General features: G+C 65.6%; 14 protein-coding genes. 5 read left to right on the top strand and 9 right to left on the bottom strand.

All coding sequences use genetic code 11. The features are described from left to right. Positions 1-1,275, bottom strand: coding sequence for an MFS transporter (locus tag CCONF_RS04795; protein WP_290225771.1), 1,275 nt, complete (start codon positions 1,273-1,275; stop codon positions 1-3). A gap of 106 nt (positions 1,276-1,381) precedes the next feature. On the opposite strand from CCONF_RS04795, the gene CCONF_RS04790 reads away from it, so the two are divergent. Further along, on the top strand, positions 1,382-1,888 hold the full coding sequence (locus tag CCONF_RS04790; protein WP_290225770.1) for a hypothetical protein: 507 nt from the start codon (positions 1,382-1,384) through the stop codon (positions 1,886-1,888). 220 nt (positions 1,889-2,108) lie between these two features. Here CCONF_RS04790 and CCONF_RS04785 read toward each other — a convergent pair whose 3' ends face one another. Next, the gene (locus tag CCONF_RS04785; protein ID WP_290225768.1) at positions 2,109-2,900 is read right to left on the bottom strand and encodes a DNA primase; all 792 of its coding nucleotides are present in this window, start codon (positions 2,898-2,900) and stop codon (positions 2,109-2,111) included. A gap of 54 nt (positions 2,901-2,954) precedes the next feature. Then, positions 2,955-4,637 carry a carboxylesterase/lipase family protein gene (locus CCONF_RS04780; protein WP_290225764.1) on the bottom strand — a complete coding sequence of 561 codons (1,683 nt, stop codon included), beginning with the start codon at positions 4,635-4,637 and terminating at the stop codon, positions 2,955-2,957. Between the two features lie 115 nt (positions 4,638-4,752). On the opposite strand from CCONF_RS04780, the gene CCONF_RS04775 reads away from it, so the two are divergent. Both CCONF_RS04775 and CCONF_RS04770 read left to right on the top strand, forming a co-directional pair. Beyond that, positions 4,753-5,520 (top strand): hypothetical protein, encoded by a 768-nt coding sequence (locus CCONF_RS04775; RefSeq protein ID WP_290225762.1) that lies wholly within the window; start codon positions 4,753-4,755, stop codon positions 5,518-5,520. A 144-nt stretch (positions 5,521-5,664) separates the two neighbouring features. After that, the gene (locus CCONF_RS04770; RefSeq protein WP_290225759.1) at positions 5,665-9,408 is read left to right on the top strand and encodes a multifunctional oxoglutarate decarboxylase/oxoglutarate dehydrogenase thiamine pyrophosphate-binding subunit/dihydrolipoyllysine-residue succinyltransferase subunit; all 3,744 of its coding nucleotides are present in this window, start codon (positions 5,665-5,667) and stop codon (positions 9,406-9,408) included. Between the two features lie 88 nt (positions 9,409-9,496). On the opposite strand, the gene CCONF_RS04765 is transcribed toward CCONF_RS04770, so the two are convergent. Together CCONF_RS04765 and CCONF_RS04760 are read right to left on the bottom strand one after the other, a co-directional pair. Further along, positions 9,497-9,724 carry an HNH endonuclease signature motif containing protein gene (locus tag CCONF_RS04765; RefSeq protein ID WP_290226265.1) on the bottom strand — a complete coding sequence of 76 codons (228 nt, stop codon included), beginning with the start codon at positions 9,722-9,724 and terminating at the stop codon, positions 9,497-9,499. 78 nt (positions 9,725-9,802) lie between these two features. After that, positions 9,803-10,507 (bottom strand): hypothetical protein, encoded by a 705-nt coding sequence (locus CCONF_RS04760; protein ID WP_290225758.1) that lies wholly within the window; start codon positions 10,505-10,507, stop codon positions 9,803-9,805. 95 nt (positions 10,508-10,602) lie between these two features. On the opposite strand from CCONF_RS04760, the gene CCONF_RS04755 reads away from it, so the two are divergent. Continuing rightward, the gene (locus CCONF_RS04755) at positions 10,603-11,739 is read left to right on the top strand and encodes a P-loop NTPase (protein WP_290225755.1); all 1,137 of its coding nucleotides are present in this window, start codon (positions 10,603-10,605) and stop codon (positions 11,737-11,739) included. Between the two features lie 3 nt (positions 11,740-11,742). On the opposite strand, the gene CCONF_RS04750 is transcribed toward CCONF_RS04755, so the two are convergent. The 3 genes from CCONF_RS04750 to sigE all read right to left on the bottom strand — a co-directional run bounded on the left by CCONF_RS04750 (position 11,743) and on the right by sigE (position 13,477). After that, positions 11,743-12,315 (bottom strand): twin-arginine translocase TatA/TatE family subunit, encoded by a 573-nt coding sequence (locus CCONF_RS04750; RefSeq protein WP_290225753.1) that lies wholly within the window; start codon positions 12,313-12,315, stop codon positions 11,743-11,745. 5 nt (positions 12,316-12,320) lie between these two features. Beyond that, entirely contained in the window at positions 12,321-12,728 is a 408-nt protein-coding gene (locus CCONF_RS04745; RefSeq protein WP_290226263.1) for a zf-HC2 domain-containing protein, read from the bottom strand. A gap of 140 nt (positions 12,729-12,868) precedes the next feature. Then, complete coding sequence (gene sigE, locus CCONF_RS04740) at positions 12,869-13,477, bottom strand: RNA polymerase sigma factor SigE (RefSeq protein ID WP_070769410.1); 609 nt, start codon at positions 13,475-13,477, stop codon at positions 12,869-12,871. 132 nt (positions 13,478-13,609) lie between these two features. Between sigE and CCONF_RS04735 the strand changes: the two genes are divergently transcribed. Beyond that, positions 13,610-14,263, top strand: coding sequence for an O-methyltransferase (locus CCONF_RS04735; protein WP_290225750.1), 654 nt, complete (start codon positions 13,610-13,612; stop codon positions 14,261-14,263). On the opposite strand, the gene glgC is transcribed toward CCONF_RS04735, so the two are convergent. After that, positions 14,260-15,477, bottom strand: a complete 1,218-nt coding sequence (gene glgC / locus CCONF_RS04730) for a glucose-1-phosphate adenylyltransferase (RefSeq protein WP_290225748.1) — start codon at positions 15,475-15,477, stop codon at positions 14,260-14,262. The genes CCONF_RS04735 and glgC overlap by 4 nt on opposite strands. Positions 15,478-15,572 lie beyond the last annotated feature (95 nt).

Below are 15,572 nucleotides of genomic sequence, written 5' to 3'. Positions count from 1 at the left end.
CTAACGATGCCTCCTCGGCCGCCGCGGTCCCCCAATCAGGCGGGGGATAACCCGCAGCTTGGCCGGGGTGGACGGTAGCGGCTCGCGGGAAAAAGTCCACGCAACAACGCCCACAAGCGCGACCGCCCCACTGACCGCGAACGCGGTCTGGAAACCGTAGATATCCGCCAGCGCGCCCACCACGACCGGCCCAAAAATTGAGCCAAGGTCCATGGCCATCTGGAAGCTGGAGAGCACCTGCCCGCCGGAGCGCTCGGATCCGATGATGTCAGCCAGGGTGGCCTGCTGGGCGGGGTTGATGAAACCGGCCGCGGCGCCGGTGAGCACCGAGAAGCCAATCAGCAGCGGCAGCGAGTCCGCGTGCCCCAGCAGCCAGGTAAAAACGGCCGATCCGCACAGTCCGACCAGGATCATCGGGCGGCGGCCAAAGGTATCTGCCGAACGGCCGGAGAATTGCAGGACCACGGCGTTACCGGCGGCAAACGCTGCCAGCGCGTAGCCCGCGGCGGCGGAGCTATTGGCAAAAACCGCCGCGGCAAAGAGCGGGATGACCGAAACACGCACCCCCATATTCACCCAGCCGTGGGTGAATATGGAGGTCAGCGCGGCCCGAAAGGCGGTATCCTGCCAGGCCTGCGAAAGCTTCATCGGAGGCAGTCTGGACTTCGAGGTGGCCCCTCCCGCCGAGCGCGGCATCAGCCACCAGACCACCCCGGCGGCCAGCGCCACGCCTAGGCCGTAGATGAAAAACGGCCAGCGGAAGCCCAGGAACGCCAGCCCGGCGCCCAAAAGCGGCCCGGCGATATTACCCAGCAGGAACGCGGTCCCATACAACGCCGAGCACCGGCCACGGATCTGCGCCGGAGACAGGCTGACGATGAGCCCCATGGCCGAGACCGTGAACATCGTCGAGCCAATCCCAGCCAGAAAGCGCAGCGCGATGATGTGCCAATAGACCTGGGCCAGCGAGACCAAGCCCGTCATCACCGCCACGGTCAGAAGGCCCGTCAGGTAGATCCGCCGGGAGCCTATCCGGTTAATCAGGTAGCCCGAGGCCGGGGCGAAGAGGAGCCGGGAGGCAGAAAAGATGGACACGACCAAGCCCGCCGCGGCCATCGAGACGTCGAAGCTCACCACGAACTGCGGCAGCAGCGGCGCGATCAGTCCGTAGCCCAGCGCGATAATGAAAGCAGCGGCCACCAGCACCCAGATCTGCCTGGGGATGGCCGGGGTGACTGGGCTGGACTGCGGGGAATCTGACGCGGTATCTGACATGGTAAATCCCTAGCTTAGCCGGTGGCCCCAAATCCGCCAGCCTAATTCGAACACGAGTTCTATTTTCTGTATGGCTGTGTCCCCGGGGGCCGCTAACGTTTGCGGCATGAAGAACACGAACTACCGCCCCCAGCCCACCGCCGCCTCGACCGTCTCGCCTAGCCGCTTGGCCTCCGAAATCCAGTTCACCGCCTGGGAGGATGCCCGGGCGGTAACCAGCATCATGCGCCACCCGCGCTCCCTGGCCCGCCCGTTAGCGAACTGGCGTCCACCGTCGGTCTCCCTGCCACCGGTGGCCGGCAGCCCCGGGCTCAACGTGGCGATCACGCGCCACCGCGTCGGCCCCCGCGCCAAGGCCCGGGCGAAGGGCTACGGCGCCGAGCGCGAGCCCGCCTACGTGGTCTCCCTCCGCTTTACCCACGCCGGCGGCGACTTCGTCGACAGCACCACCCCGGAGGCCTGGGTCCGCGCTGTCATCGACAAAGAGCTTATCGATGCCGTCCACGAGCTCAGCTCCGGCACCGCCCACACCTTCATCTGGCTGGTCGACCGCGACTTCCGCCCGGTCCACTCCCCCATCTCACTGTTCGCCGGCTTCGACCAGGCCGCCTAACCGGCCGATGGGTGAGCGTCCGGTTAGCGCGCCCACGGAGGCGAACGCCAGGTGTGCCGGTGCCCCAGCCACATCAGTAGCGCCGGGGCGGACGCGCAAATCCCCTCCGCCAGCAGGCTGGCGGGGTGGACAATGCCGGCGGCCTACACGGCGATGAGCAACGCGGTGGCCACACCGACGACAACCTTCCGGCAGGCCATTAGTCTTCGCCGGTGGTGTCCTAGTAGTCGGCGAAGTCGGCATCGTCGACGTCTTCGCCGAAGATGTCGTAGACATCCGGCTCATCGAATTCGCCCGCGTCAAAGGAGACCAGCTGGGCCTCCCAGTCAAGCGCCTGCTCGGAAACCAAGCCCAGCACGTCAAAGAGGCGGTCAAAATCCGTGTAGGTCCCCAGTTCCAGGGCCTCGGCCGGGACCTCGATGATCGGCGCGCCTTCGGCCAGCTCGCCGCTCTCGAAGAGCGCGATCCGGTCTTCTTCCACGATGCCCTCGGCTTCGCCCTGGTCCCAGGCCTCCGAGATGGCCTCGTCCTCGGCGGCGTCGAGCTCGTCCTCGTCGAAGTCGAAGGCCAGGAAACGCACGATCGCCTGCGGGATTCCGTCTACGGTCTCGACGAGCACACGGAGCTCGGAGTCCTCGCCCACCTCGGCGACGACCAGGTTCGGGTTGAAGGAGTCCTGCTCGAATTCCAGGTCGGAAATCCGCTCGTCGGTGCCCTCGATGAGGTCCCGCAGGACCGTGACCACTTGGTCGGTGGCGATGTGGCGGGCGACCGCCTCGGTCGCGTCCTCGACGGAAAACGCCACCGAGACCAGCACTGCCTCGAAGTTCTCGTCATCCTCGTCCACGTCCGCGGCAGCGATGTAGACGTTGGCAGCGGGCAGCAGCGGGTCGATCTCCACGAACTGGATTTCCAGCTCCGCGGTAATCGGGACGAATAAGACGTCGTCGTTGACCCGGGATTCAATTCCTTCGGCGTCCAAGGCAATTGCGATATCTTCGAAAAAGCTCATGTTCAGCAATCCGTCCTTGTGTTTAGGCAGTGGTGCACCGGTCCTAGCCTACCGCTAATCGGGCTCGCTCGTGATGAAACCCAGTTCCGTCAGAAGCTCTGGGCGGCCCGCACCCCACTCCAGCATGGAATAGTCCTCCCACGCGCGGCGCTGCTCTGCCTTGGGATCGTGGTCCACGCGCGGCGGAATGTCGAAAACCTGGGTCGCGCGCAGCTCGGAGCCTTCCGCGCGGTCCACCCGGTAGCGCGGCCAGCTGGGTGCGGGCTCCGACTCCCAGATGAACCGCGCCCAGTGGTCCTGCATCAGCTGGGTCATCGACTCCCCCGCGTCCCCGTTGCCCAGCTTGGTCACCAGTGACATCCGCGAAGAATTCGGATCCCCGAAGACGTTGGCCAGCTCCAGCGAGTGCACCGCGCCGAGCCCCAGCCAGCGCAGCGCCATCGGCGTGTAGTCGAAGCGGTACATCCACGTCGGGTAGCGCTGGGCGTGGGCACTGGCGGCGCGGACGGTGGGCGCCCAGAAAAGGGCATCGGAAAGCAGGTCGGCGAAATCGCGCCGGCCCTCGGCCCGCCCGTAGGCGTCCACGACCTGCTCGGCGTTGTGTTCGTCGAAAGAGCGCAACAGCCGCAGCCCGGCCCGGGCGCGGGAGTCCTCCCGCTGGAACAGGTACTTCGCGAAGCTGGTCTCGCCCGAGTTGGTCCCCACCAGCAGCGGAACCCCCGCTTGTCGGCCCTTCTCGAAGGCCTCCAACGGGTGCACGGGCAAAACGTCGTCGTCGAGCGTGGGCGCGTAGCAGGAATTAAGGTGCAGCAATTCCCCGGCGCGCCACATCATCGACTGCCCGGCTCGCACCAGGTCCGGCCACTCCTCCGCGCGCAGCTCCTCGATGCCACTTCCCCGCGGCAAGGCCAAACGCATGACCAGCTCGCGCGCCCACAGGGTCGACTGCGCGCGGGAGTGAATCAGCCCGATGGGCGGCGACTGGGCGATGGCCTTGTGGAAAAGCCCCTGCGCCGCCGGACTCGTCATGAGGGTAAGCACCGCGGCCGCCCCGGCCGACTCGCCCATCAGCGTGATGTTGTCCGGATCCCCGCCGAATTGGGCGATATTATCCCGCACCCATTCCAGCGCCAGCAGCTGATCCAGCACCGCCGGATTGGCCACGCACTCGCCCGGCAGGCTGCGCAGGTCCAGGTAGCCCAGTGCGCCGAGCCGGAAGTTGATGGAGACGTAGACGACGTTCATCGACTGCGCCAGGTGGAAACCGCGCAACATAAGCATGTGCGACGAGCCCATGATGAAGGACCCGCCGTGCAGGTAGACCACCACCGGCAGGCGCCGCGTGCCCGTGGGCCGCACCACGTCCAGGTTCAGGCAGTCCTCGCTGCCAATGACCCGCTCGGTCCAGGAATAGGTCGGTTGCGGCGCCACCTGGCCGAAGTCCCGGCATTCGCGCACGCCCTCCCAGGCCTCCACCGGCTCGGGGGCGCAAAACCGTCCGGTGTGCGCGGTGTCTTTGCCGAAGGGAATGCCCTTCCAGGAGTTGACGTCGAGGCCTTCGTCGTCGTGCTCGCGCTTGCCGTGGACCCACCCGGCCGTGGTCCGGATGGTCAGCCCGTCCCCGGGGTGCGCGTGGGCGGCCGCCTGGGCTGCGGCGGCGCGGGCATGGGCGGCCGCCGCTCGCCGGCGTGCGGCAGCGACTGATTCTTCTTCCCACTCCTCGTCCCAGGGCCCCATGGATTCCAGCGTAGTAAGCTCGCGTCGGGTTTGCGCAACCTTGCGCACGCTTGACGATGCCCCACCACACTTTCCCCTAGAGTGGTATAAAATCTATTTATCGGAGGGACGAAACGTGTTTGGAATTGGTAAGAAAGACAAAGAAGACAACGCCGCGGTAGCCACCGTCACCCCGGAAGAGGCCGCGGACAATCTGGAGCGCTACGACATTGACCCAGACAACGCCGACAAGTGGACGGCCACGCTGCTCAAGTCTTTAGATAAGGCCGTCGAGATCCAGGCCGGCACCATCGTCAAATACGTCGAGTCGGTCAGAAAGCGCAACCCGAACGCCACGCCGGAACAGATTCAGGCGATTGTCGACAAGCACTTCCGCAACATCACCACGGGCACGGGCGCCGGGGCCGGTGCGGCCGCCTCCGTCCCGGGCGTCGGCTTTTTCACCGGCGCGGCCGCCATCGGGGCGGACTCGCTCGTTTTCTTAGAGGCCGCCGCCTGGTACATCCTGGCCTCCGCGCACCTGCGGGGCATCGATGTCAGCAACGAGGAGCAGCGCCGCGCGCTCGTGCTGTTGGTGCTGACCGGTTCCAAGGGCTCGGCCCTCGTCGACACCATCGTCGGGGACCTGGGCCAAGGCGCGAGCCTGTCGAGCGCGGCATCGCTGACGCGTTTTTCCGCCCCTACCCTGTCCGGGATGAACGCGCGCCTGGGCAAGCTCTTTGCCAAGCAGATCACCAAGCGTTTCAAGTGGGCGTGGGTCTCCAAGCTGATGCCGCTGGGAATCGGCGCGGTTTTGGGCTCGGTGGCCAACCGCAAGCTGGCTCGACAGGTCATCGATCACGCGCGCGCCAACCTCGATCCGCTGCCCGCGATCACCAATTAGGAAACAAGATTGTCAGCACGGTTTCGCCCCGTATCATTGGGAGCGGACCACTTTGCTGGGGGCATTACCCCCGCCGTGGATGTTTACCACTAAAGTTGATGTGACTACCCGACAAAGCTAAAGGAAAAGAGGCGAGCACCTGCCGTGAGCAAGTCGAATATATTCGGCCCGAACGCGTGGCTGATTGACGAACAGTTCCAGCAGTATTCCCAAGATCCATCCTCCGTAGATAAGGAATGGCGGGAGTTTTTCGAGGCCAACGGCGCCCCTAAAAAGTCGGCTGACGCTGGCAAATCTGGGTCGACCCAGCCGAAGAAGGACAAGCCGGCGAAGGCAGCCAAGGAATCTGAAGGCACGACTGCCAAGACCAAGCAGAACGTCCGCGAGACTGAGGTCTCCAAGGGTGTAAAGAAGGCGCAGAAGGAATCCGCCAAGGCCAACACTCCGGCTAAGGAAAAGGCCCCGACTTCACCCCTGGATCGCATCGGCGCTACCCCCGAACCGGGCCAGAAGCCGCTGAAGGGTACCTTCAAGGCCATCGCCAAGAACATGGACGAGTCGTTGGAGATCCCGACCGCAACCACCGTGCGCGACATGCCGGTCAAGCTCATGTGGGAAAACCGCTCCATGATCAACGATCACCTCAAGCGCACCCGCGGTGGCAAGATCTCCTTTACGCACATCATCGGCTACGCCCTGGTTAAGGCCACCCAGATTCACCCGGCCATGAACGTGCGCTACGAGGTCTCCGACGGCAAGCCGACCGTCGTCCAGCCTGAGCACATCAACTTGGGCCTGGCCATCGACCTGCCGCAAAAGGATGGCTCCCGCGCGTTGGTCGTCGCCGCCATCAAGGAATGTGAAAACAAGGGCTTTTCCGAGTTCGTCGACGCCTACGAGGACATCGTCACCCGTTCCCGCAACGGCAAGCTGACGATGGACGACTTCTCCGGCGTGACCATCAACCTGACTAACCCGGGCGGCATCGGCACGCGTCACTCCATCGCCCGCCTGACCAAGGGCTCCGGCTCCATCATCGGCGTGGGCTCCATGGACTACCCGGCCGAGTTCGCCGGCGCTTCCGCCGACCGCCTGGCGGACCTGGGCGTGGGCCGCCTGGTCACCCTGACCTCCACCTACGACCACCGCGTCATCCAGGGCGCCGAGTCCGGCGAGTTCCTGCGCACCATCGGCCAGCTGCTGGTCGACGACAAGTTCTGGGACGAGCTCTTCGCCGAGATGGGCGTTCCCTACCAGCCGTTCCGCTGGGCCCAGGACGTCCCGAACTCCGGCGTGGACAAGAACACCCGCGTCATGCAACTCATCGAGGCCTACCGCTCCCGCGGCCACCTGCTGGCCGACGTCAACCCGCTGGGCTGGCACCAGCCGGGCCTGCCGTCGCCGGATCACCGTGACCTGGACATGTCCACCCACGGCCTGACCATCTGGGATCTGGACCGCACCTTCAACGTCGGCGGCTTCGGCGGCAAGGAGTCCATGACGCTACGCGAGGTCCTGTCCCGCCTGCGTTCGGCCTACACCCTGAAGGTCGGCTCCGAATACGCCCACATCCTCGACCGCGACGAGCGCAGCTGGCTGCAAGATCGCCTCGAGGACGGCATGCCCAAGCCGACCAACGCCGAGCAGAAGTACATCCTGCAGAAGGTCAACGCCGCCGAGGCTTTCGAGAACTTCCTGCAGACCAAGTACGTCGGCCAGAAGCGCTTCTCCCTGGAGGGCGCCGAGTCCCTCATCCCGCTGATGGACTCCATCATCGACACCGCCGCCGGGCAGGGCTTGGACGAGGTCGTCATCGGCATGCCGCACCGCGGCCGCCTGAACGTCCTGTTCAACATCGTGGGCAAGCCACTGGCCGAGCTCTTCGAAGAGTTCGATGGAAACTACCGCGGCGGCCAGCTGGGCGGCTCCGGTGACGTCAAGTACCACCTGGGCGCCAGCGGCGAGCACCTCCAGATGTTCGGCGACGGCGAGATTAAGGTCTCCCTGACCGCCAACCCGTCCCACCTGGAGGCCGTCGACCCGGTACTGGTCGGCATGGCCCGCGCCAAGCAGGACATCATCGACCAAGGCGACGAGGGCTACTCCGTCGTCCCGCTGATGCTGCACGGCGATGCCTCCTTCACCGGCCTGGGCGTCGTCCAGGAGACCATCAACCTGTCCAATCTGCGCGGCTACACCGTCGGCGGCACCATCCACATCGTGGTCAACAACCAGATCGGTTTCACCACCACCCCGGATTCCGGCCGCTCGACCCACTACGCCACCGACCTGGCCAAGGGCTTCGACTGCCCGGTCTTCCACGTCAACGGCGACGACCCGGAGGCCGTCGTCTGGGTCGGCCAGCTGGCTACCGAGTACCGCCGCCAGTTCGGCAAGGACGTCTTCATCGACCTGCTGTGCTACCGCCTGCGCGGCCACAACGAGGCCGACGACCCGTCGATGACCCAGCCGGTCCTCTACGACCTCATCAACGACCACAAGGGCGTGCGCGAGTCCTACACCGAGGACCTGATCGGCCGTGGCGACCTCTCCGCGGAGGATGCCGAGGCCGCAGCCCGCGACTTCCACGACCAGATGGAGTCCGTGTTCACCGAGGTCAAGGAAGCCGAAAAGACCGGCCCGCAGGAGCAGACCGGCATCACCTCCTCCCAGGAGCTGACCCGCGGTCTGGACACCTCCATCACCGCCGAGGAGATGAACGAGCTGGGCCAGGCTTTCGTCAACCCGCCGGAGGGCTTCGACCTGCACAAGCGCGTGTCCAAGGTGGCCAAGGAACGCGCCAAGACCGCTCAGGAAGGCGGCATCGACTGGGGCTGGGGCGAGCTGCTCGCCTTCGGCTCGCTGGCTAACTCCGGCAAGGTCATCCGCATCGCCGGTGAAGATACCCGCCGCGGTACCTTCACCCAGCGCCACGCGGTCCTGTTCGACCCGGAGACCGGCGAGGAGTACAACCCGCTCAACCAACTGGCCGACGCCAAGGGCAACGGCGGCAAGTTCCTCATCTACAACTCCGCCCTGACCGAGTTCGCCGGCATGGGCTTCGAGTACGGCTACTCCCTGGGCAACCAGGACGCCCTGGTGGCCTGGGAGGCACAGTTCGGCGACTTCGCCAACGGTGCACAGACCATCATCGATGAGTACGTCGCCTCCGGCGAGGCCAAGTGGGGCCAGACCTCCTCGCTCGTGCTGCTGCTGCCGCACGGCTACGAGGGCCAGGGCCCGGACCACTCCTCCGCCCGTATCGAGCGCTACCTGCAGCTGTGCGCCGAGGGCTCGATGACCGTGGCCCAGCCGACCACCCCGGCCAACCACTTCCACCTGCTGCGCCGCCAGGCGCTCGGCACGATGAAGCGTCCGCTGGTCGTTTTCACCCCGAAGTCCATGCTGCGTAACAAGCAGGCGACCTCGGCCGTGGAGGACTTCACCGAGGTGACCTCCTTCCGCTCGGTCATCAACGACCCGAACCAGGTGGATCACAACGGCAAGCTCGTCGGCGACCCAGACAAGGTCAAGACCATCATGCTCTGCTCCGGCAAGATCTATTACGACCTGGAGAAGAAGCGGGAGAAGGACGGCCGCGACGACATCGCCATCGTGCGCGTCGAGATGCTGCACCCGATCCCGTTCAACCGCCTGCGTGAGGCCTTCGAGTCCTATCCGAACGCCACCCAGGTGCGCTTCGTCCAGGACGAGCCGGCCAACCAGGGCCCGTGGCCGTTCTACAACGAGCACCTGCGCGAGCTGATTCCGGACATGCCGGAACTGGTCCGCGTTTCCCGCCGCGCGCAGTCCTCGACTGCCACCGGCGTGTCCAAGGTCCACCAGCTCGAGCAGAAGAACCTGCTCGATGAGGCCTTCGACGTCTAGACCGCGCTCTAGGCACGCCAACTAGCCGGCCCGCTGCCCCTCCCTCAACTAGGGAGGCGGCGGGTCGTTTTTTAGTTTCTCGGCGGGCCTACCGGGGCGGTATCCACACCGCCTTTCCACGCACCCGGGCCATCCTGCCCCGCGATGCCGGCCCGCCGCGTCCCGAGTCATCGTTCGCGCCGTTGTGGTGCGGGCACAAGGTCACCAGGTTGTCCATGTTGGTCGGCCCTCCCCGCTCCCAGGCTCTCAGGTGGTGTATCTGACACTCTTCGCCGCCGACCAGGCAGTCCGGCCAGGCGCAGACCGGGTTTTCTATCAGCGCCAGGCGTCATCCTGCTTGCGGGCGCATAGACCGCGGAGTTATCCACAGGCCGGGGCGCTATCTACCGGCACACTACTCCTCGGTGGAATCCGAGTCGCTGTTGGCGTCCAATTCGCCTTCGGGGACGCTGTTCTGGCTCCAGCGGGAAACGATCTTCTCGATGTCGTCGCCGCCGGACTCGATCTCCTCGACGAGCTCGTCGATGTCCTGCTCGATGAGGAACTTCGACAACGAGCCCAGCATCTCTTTTTCCTCCCGGTCCAAAAGGCCTTTCGTGAAGATGGGGCTGTAGTTCTGGGGCAGCTCGCTGGCGGGGCTCGCGCTGCAGCCCTGCGCGGTGGACGGGTCGACGGTGGTCAGCGTGGTGGGTAGCGATTCCATCATCGCGATGTGCGTTTGCCCGTTGCGGTCCTCGTCCCGGCCGGCCTCGCCGGCGGTGAAGTCCTGCTCCATCTCCCGGGCGCGGTCGGGGTCGAGGGCGTAGAGGGCATCGCCGGTGCAGGCAGCCCAGAAATTGCCTTCCTCGCCCATCTTTTCCACCAGCGAGGAACCGGCCGTGTTGTCTTCGACGACCAGCTCGGCGTTACGATCGTTGCGGGCGAAGGCTTGCTTGAAGATCTCGGCGACGACCTGGCCCTCCGTGTCCTGCGAATCCACCAGGATGCGGATGTCCGCCTCCTCCCGCGGGTCGGCGGAGCTGCCGGGTTCGGCCTCCGCGCACTTGCTCAAGGCCACCGCCGCGGCGACGAGGCAGGCGGCACCGGCTTGCACACGCATCGAGTCTCCTCCAAACGTTGAAATTCCCCTGTCATCTTACACCGCGTGCCCCGACGTGTATTTTTCCCCGCCCGGTTACTACGATGGTTCATGATATGACTAGTACACTAACCGAATCCGCTGTCCGCAGCGCGCTCTCCCGCGTAGAGGATCCCGAAATCGGGCGCCCGATTACTGAACTCGACATGGTCAAGTCCATTGCCATCGACGGCAACGACGTCGCCGTGGAAATCTACCTGACCATCGCCGGCTGCCCGATGAAAAACACTATCCAGTCCAACACCCAGGCGGCGTTAGAGGACATCGAGGGCGTCGGCGATGTCACCGTGACGCTGGATGCGATGAACGACGAGCAGCGCCTCGAGCTTAAAAAGAAGCTCCGCGGCGGCAAGGCCGAGCCGGAGATCCCGTTCGCGAAGCCCGATTCGACCACCCGCGTCTTCGCGGTGGCCTCGGGCAAGGGCGGCGTGGGCAAGTCCTCGGTTACCGTCAACCTGGCCTCCGCCCTGCAGCGCAAGGGCCTCAAGGTAGGCATTATCGATGCCGACATCTACGGCCACTCCGTCCCCGGTCTGCTGGGCTCCACCGCGGGCCCCACCGTACTGGACGAGGAGATGCTGCTACCGCCCATCGCGCACGATATTAAGCACATCTCCATCGGGCAGTTCGTCGAGGGCAACGCGCCCGTCGTCTGGCGCGGGCCGATGCTCCACCGCGCCCTCCAGCAGTTCTTGGTCGACGTCTTCTGGGGCGATCTGGACGTGCTGCTGCTGGATCTCCCGCCCGGCACCGGCGATGTCGCGCTCTCGGTAGCTCAGCTAATCCCCAACGCCGAGCTGCTTATCGTCACCACCCCGCAGGCCGCGGCCGCGGAGGTCGCCGAGCGCGCCGGCTCCATCTCCCAGCAGACGCGCCAGCGCGTGGCCGGCGTCATCGAGAACATGGGCGCGATGGTCATGCCGGACGGTACCACGATGGATATCTTCGGCAGCGGCGGCGGCCAGATCGTCGCCGACCGGCTGAGCACCCTTTTGGGCCACGAGGTCCCGCTGCTGGGTCAGATCCCGCTGGATCCGGCGCTGCGCACCGGCGGCGATGCCGGCGTTCCCATCCTCGAGCAGGCCCCGGACTCGGCCGCAGCACAGGCCGTTGCCGCCATCGCGGACAAGATCGCGGTGCGCAAGGATTCCCTGGCCGGCAAGCCGCTCGGCCTGGGCGTTACTCGCCACTAAGCGCTAGCTGATATCCGACCAGCTAAAGCCCGACGGCTGGTCGGGGCGGGGCTCCTCGCGACGCTGCTCCGCCGGCCGCGACTCCGCCTGTCGTGGCTCAGCCTGCGGCGTTTCAGTCTGCGGCGCGGGGGTGGCATCGGCAGCATAAATCTGCGAATAGTCGAAGCCCTGCGCGGCCGCCGCGGTGTTGGTCTCGCGCGGCTGGTCGGTGTACGGGCTGTAGCTTTCCTCGCGCTGCTCGACCTTCGCGGCCGGCTCGTCTAAGAATTTCTTCGGGTTGAAGTCGTCCCAGGCGCTGTCGTCGCCGTCGAAAAGCGCCTTGGTCAGCACGCCGCGGGGCCCGAGCCGTCCCCACTCCATGGCCTGGTTGAGCGGTCCGCGCAGGTCGTCGAACTCCTTGGAGAACTCCCCCACCTCACCGTTGAGCTCGGCCTTGGCGTTGTTGATGGCCCGCCGCGCGGCGAAGATCGCGGCGCGCACGTCCTGGAGCACGCCGGGCAGCCGCTCCGGCCCGATGACGACGACGGCGATCAGCACGATCACCACGATCTCGGTAACGCCTAAATTCGAAAACACGTGACTTACTCTAGTCTCTCTCCGCGGCCCTGGTTGTGCCTAATCGCCCGCACCATCATCTCCAACCGATCGAGCAGATCCTGTTCCGGATGGTAGGTCGGAGTGGAGGCGTCCGGGCCGGGGCCTACCGCGGAGCTCGCAATGCTGGTCAGCTTATCCACCAGCGAATGCGGCGCGCGCACCTGGTGGTCGATGTTGCACATGCGCACCCATTCCGAGGCGCCGCGCTGCACGTGGACCTCGCGGCGGCACTCGGCGCAGTGGACTAGGTGCACGCGCACGCGGTGGACGGCCTTGCGCTCCATCTCGCCGTCGACGAAGGCTACGACCGCCTCGGGACCCAAGTGCCCGATGGTGTCCATGCGGCGCGCCCGCGCCTTGGCCTTATCCCGGATCTTGCGGGCCCGCGCAATCCCAGCTGAACCGGCCGAGCCAGCCGAGCCGGCAGCTCCAGCCGAGCCCAGCGAAGAAAAGCGCGAAACATGCGGGTGCACAGCTTTGGCCTCCTTTCAGCCCCGAAGTACTAGTCCTATCAACAGCCTAAGGAATTTTCCTAGGACTTGGTGGGAAGCAGGAGGCGAGCGTCGGCATCGTTAGCCGCGGCGGACTCGATCGCCGCACGCAGCTGGGACCGGCCGCGGTGGATGCGTGAGCGCACGGTGCCCATCTTGACGCCCAGGGTTTCGGCGATTTCGTCGTAGCTCATGCCCACGACGTCGCAGAGCACGACAACGACGCGGAACTCAGGGCTCAGCGAGTCCAGCGCGGCTTGCAGGGCCGGGTCCAGGTTGGCCACGGTGTAGGCCTGCTCGGGCGTCATGTCGTTGCCCGGCACGCGGTCGTAGTCCTCGGGCAGGGCCTCCATGCGGATCTTCGCGCGGTGGCGCACCATGTCCAGAAAAAGGTTGGTGGTAATCCGGTGCAGCCAGCCCTCGAAGGTGCCGGGTTGGTAGTTGTGCAGGGACCTAAACACGCGCATGAAGGTCTCTTGGGTCAGATCCTCCGCGTCGTGTTGGTTACCGGACAGGCGGTAGGCTAGGCGGTAGACGCTGTCGGCGTGCTCGGCCACCAGGTCGGCCCAGGACGGCATGGCTGCCTGCCCGGCATCGAAAGCAGCGGTGCTCACGGGGGCAGTGTTCGACGAGGAAGAGTCTTTTGCCATAACAAGTATTGTGCTACATCTTTCTTCCAAACTCCAGACGGTGGGCTGTACATTTACTGTTAACCGTTTTGCCACCCACGACTCGGGGCGTTATCCCCACTTAAGCGGGGCGTTATGCCTAGACTAAAGGCTGTGACTACTACGGCTTTTGACGCACTGCAATCCTATATTGGCTCGACTTCCGCGCCCTCGGAGGCGCTCGCGCACGCCCGCGACCACGCGCAGGAGTATTCCCTGCCGCTGCCGGACGAGCCGTTGGGCCAGCTGATTAGCACCCTCGCCGCCGCCTCCACGGGGCATGCGGCCACGCCGAAGGCCCAAGCAATTGTCATTTCGCCGGCCGCGGCGGTCGTCGGCCTCTACGTTTTGGAGGGCCTTTCCGAGTCGGGCTCGCTGACCTGCATCGACCCGGAGGCCGAGCACCAAGCCGCGGCCAAGGCCTCCTTCCGCGAGGCCGGCTACCCGCCAAGCCGCGTGCGCTACCTACCGTCCCGCCCGCTGGACGTGATGAGCCGCCTGGCCAGCGAGTCCTACCAGGTAATCTACGCCGACGTGCACAGCCTGGATCTGCCCGCGCTGGTCGATGCCGCCTGGCCCCTCCTGTCCCCGCACGGCACCCTGGTCCTGCCGAATGCCCTGCTGGACGGGACCCTGGGCGATAGCTCGCGCACGGATCGCGCCACCCAGTCCGCCCGCCAGGCCGACGCCGCCATCCGCGAGCTCGAGGGCGCCGTGGTCACCCGCCTGCCGCTGGGCGGCGGCGTCACGCTCGTAACGAAGCTCTAGACGCGCTGGTTCTTGCCGACGACGACCACGCCGCCGGCCGAAATCTGAAAGCGCTCGGCGTCGCGCTCGGGGTCGACGCCGACGATGGCACCCTCGCCTACCTCGACGTTTTTGTCCAGGATGGCCCGGCGCACCACGGCCCCGCGGCCAACGCGCACGCCCGGCAGCAGCACGGAGCCCTCGACGGTCGCGCCGTCGGCGACGTGCACGTCAGAAGCCAGCACCGAGTTGCGCACCGTGCCGCCGGAGATGATGCAGCCCGGGGCCACCATCGACGACTGCGCGATGCCGTTTTGCACGAACTTCGCCGGCGGGAAGTTGGAATCATCCGTCGAGTGGATGGGCCAGTTCCGGTTGTAGAGGTTGAAGATGGGGTGCACGGAGATGAGATCCATGTGCGCCTCGTAGAAGGAGTCGATGGTCCCCACGTCGCGCCAGTAGCCGTGGTCGCGCTCGGTGGAGCCGGGCACCTGGTTGGACATGAAGTCGTAGACGTGGGCCTGGCCGCGCTCCACGAAGTACGGGATGATGTTGCCGCCCATGTCGTGCGCGGATTCGGAGTCGTCCTCATCGGACAAAAGGGCATCGATAAGTGCCTGGGCGGTGAAGACGTAGTTGCCCATGGAAGCATACGTCTGCGTCGGGTCGTCGGGGGTAGACGGCGGATCGGCCGGCTTCTCGACGAACTCGGTGATAGTGCCCATGCCGTCGGCCTGGATGCAACCGAAGGCGCTGGCCTCGGAGCGGGGCACGCGGATGCCTGCGACGGAGCAGTCCAGGCCGGTCGCGATGTGCTCGTCGACCATCTGAGCTGGATCCATGCGGTAGACGTGGTCGGCGCCGAAGACGATGACGTAGTCCGGCTTCTCGTCGTGGATGAGGTTCAGCGACTGGACGATGGCGTCGGCCGAGCCGTTGTACCAGCGCTTGCCGCGCCGCTGCTGGGCCGGCACGGAGGCGATGTATTGCGGCGTGGGCCCAGACAGGTTCCAGGCCTGGGAGATGTGGCGGTCGAGCGAGTGCGACTTGTACTGGGTCAGCACCGCGATTTTGAGGAAGCGGGCGTTGACTAGATTAGACAAGACGAAATCGATGAGACGGTAGGAACCGCCGAAGGGCACGGCGGGTTTGGCGCGGTCTTCCGTCAGCGGAAAGAGGCGTTTGCCCTCTCCGCCGGCAAGAACGATGGCAAGGACGTTAGGCTGGCTTCTCACGACCTCCAACCTATCCGCACGAAGGAAACTACGCAGCGGAAATTAGTACTATTTACCCCTTGTTTACCTTCGGTGCGCGCCGCGGCATTAATCAT

Origin of the sequence: Corynebacterium confusum (genome assembly GCF_030408715.1) — a bacterium.
In the GTDB taxonomy this organism is placed as follows: domain Bacteria; phylum Actinomycetota; class Actinomycetes; order Mycobacteriales; family Mycobacteriaceae; genus Corynebacterium; species Corynebacterium confusum.
This window is presented reverse-complemented; position numbering and strand designations above follow the sequence as displayed.

Coding starts and splice junctions, on each gene's coding strand:
- CCONF_RS04795 (WP_290225771.1), bottom strand. CDS start 1,275: ATGTCAGATACCGCGTCAGATTCCCCGCAGTCCAGCCCAGTCACCCCG.
- sigE (WP_070769410.1), bottom strand. CDS start 13,477: ATGGCAAAAGACTCTTCCTCGTCGAACACTGCCCCCGTGAGCACCGCT.
- CCONF_RS04780 (WP_290225764.1), bottom strand. CDS start 4,637: ATGGGGCCCTGGGACGAGGAGTGGGAAGAAGAATCAGTCGCTGCCGCA.
- CCONF_RS04755 (WP_290225755.1), top strand. CDS start 10,603: ATGACTAGTACACTAACCGAATCCGCTGTCCGCAGCGCGCTCTCCCGC.
- CCONF_RS04790 (WP_290225770.1), top strand. CDS start 1,382: ATGAAGAACACGAACTACCGCCCCCAGCCCACCGCCGCCTCGACCGTC.
- CCONF_RS04760 (WP_290225758.1), bottom strand. CDS start 10,507: ATGCGTGTGCAAGCCGGTGCCGCCTGCCTCGTCGCCGCGGCGGTGGCC.
- CCONF_RS04785 (WP_290225768.1), bottom strand. CDS start 2,900: ATGAGCTTTTTCGAAGATATCGCAATTGCCTTGGACGCCGAAGGAATT.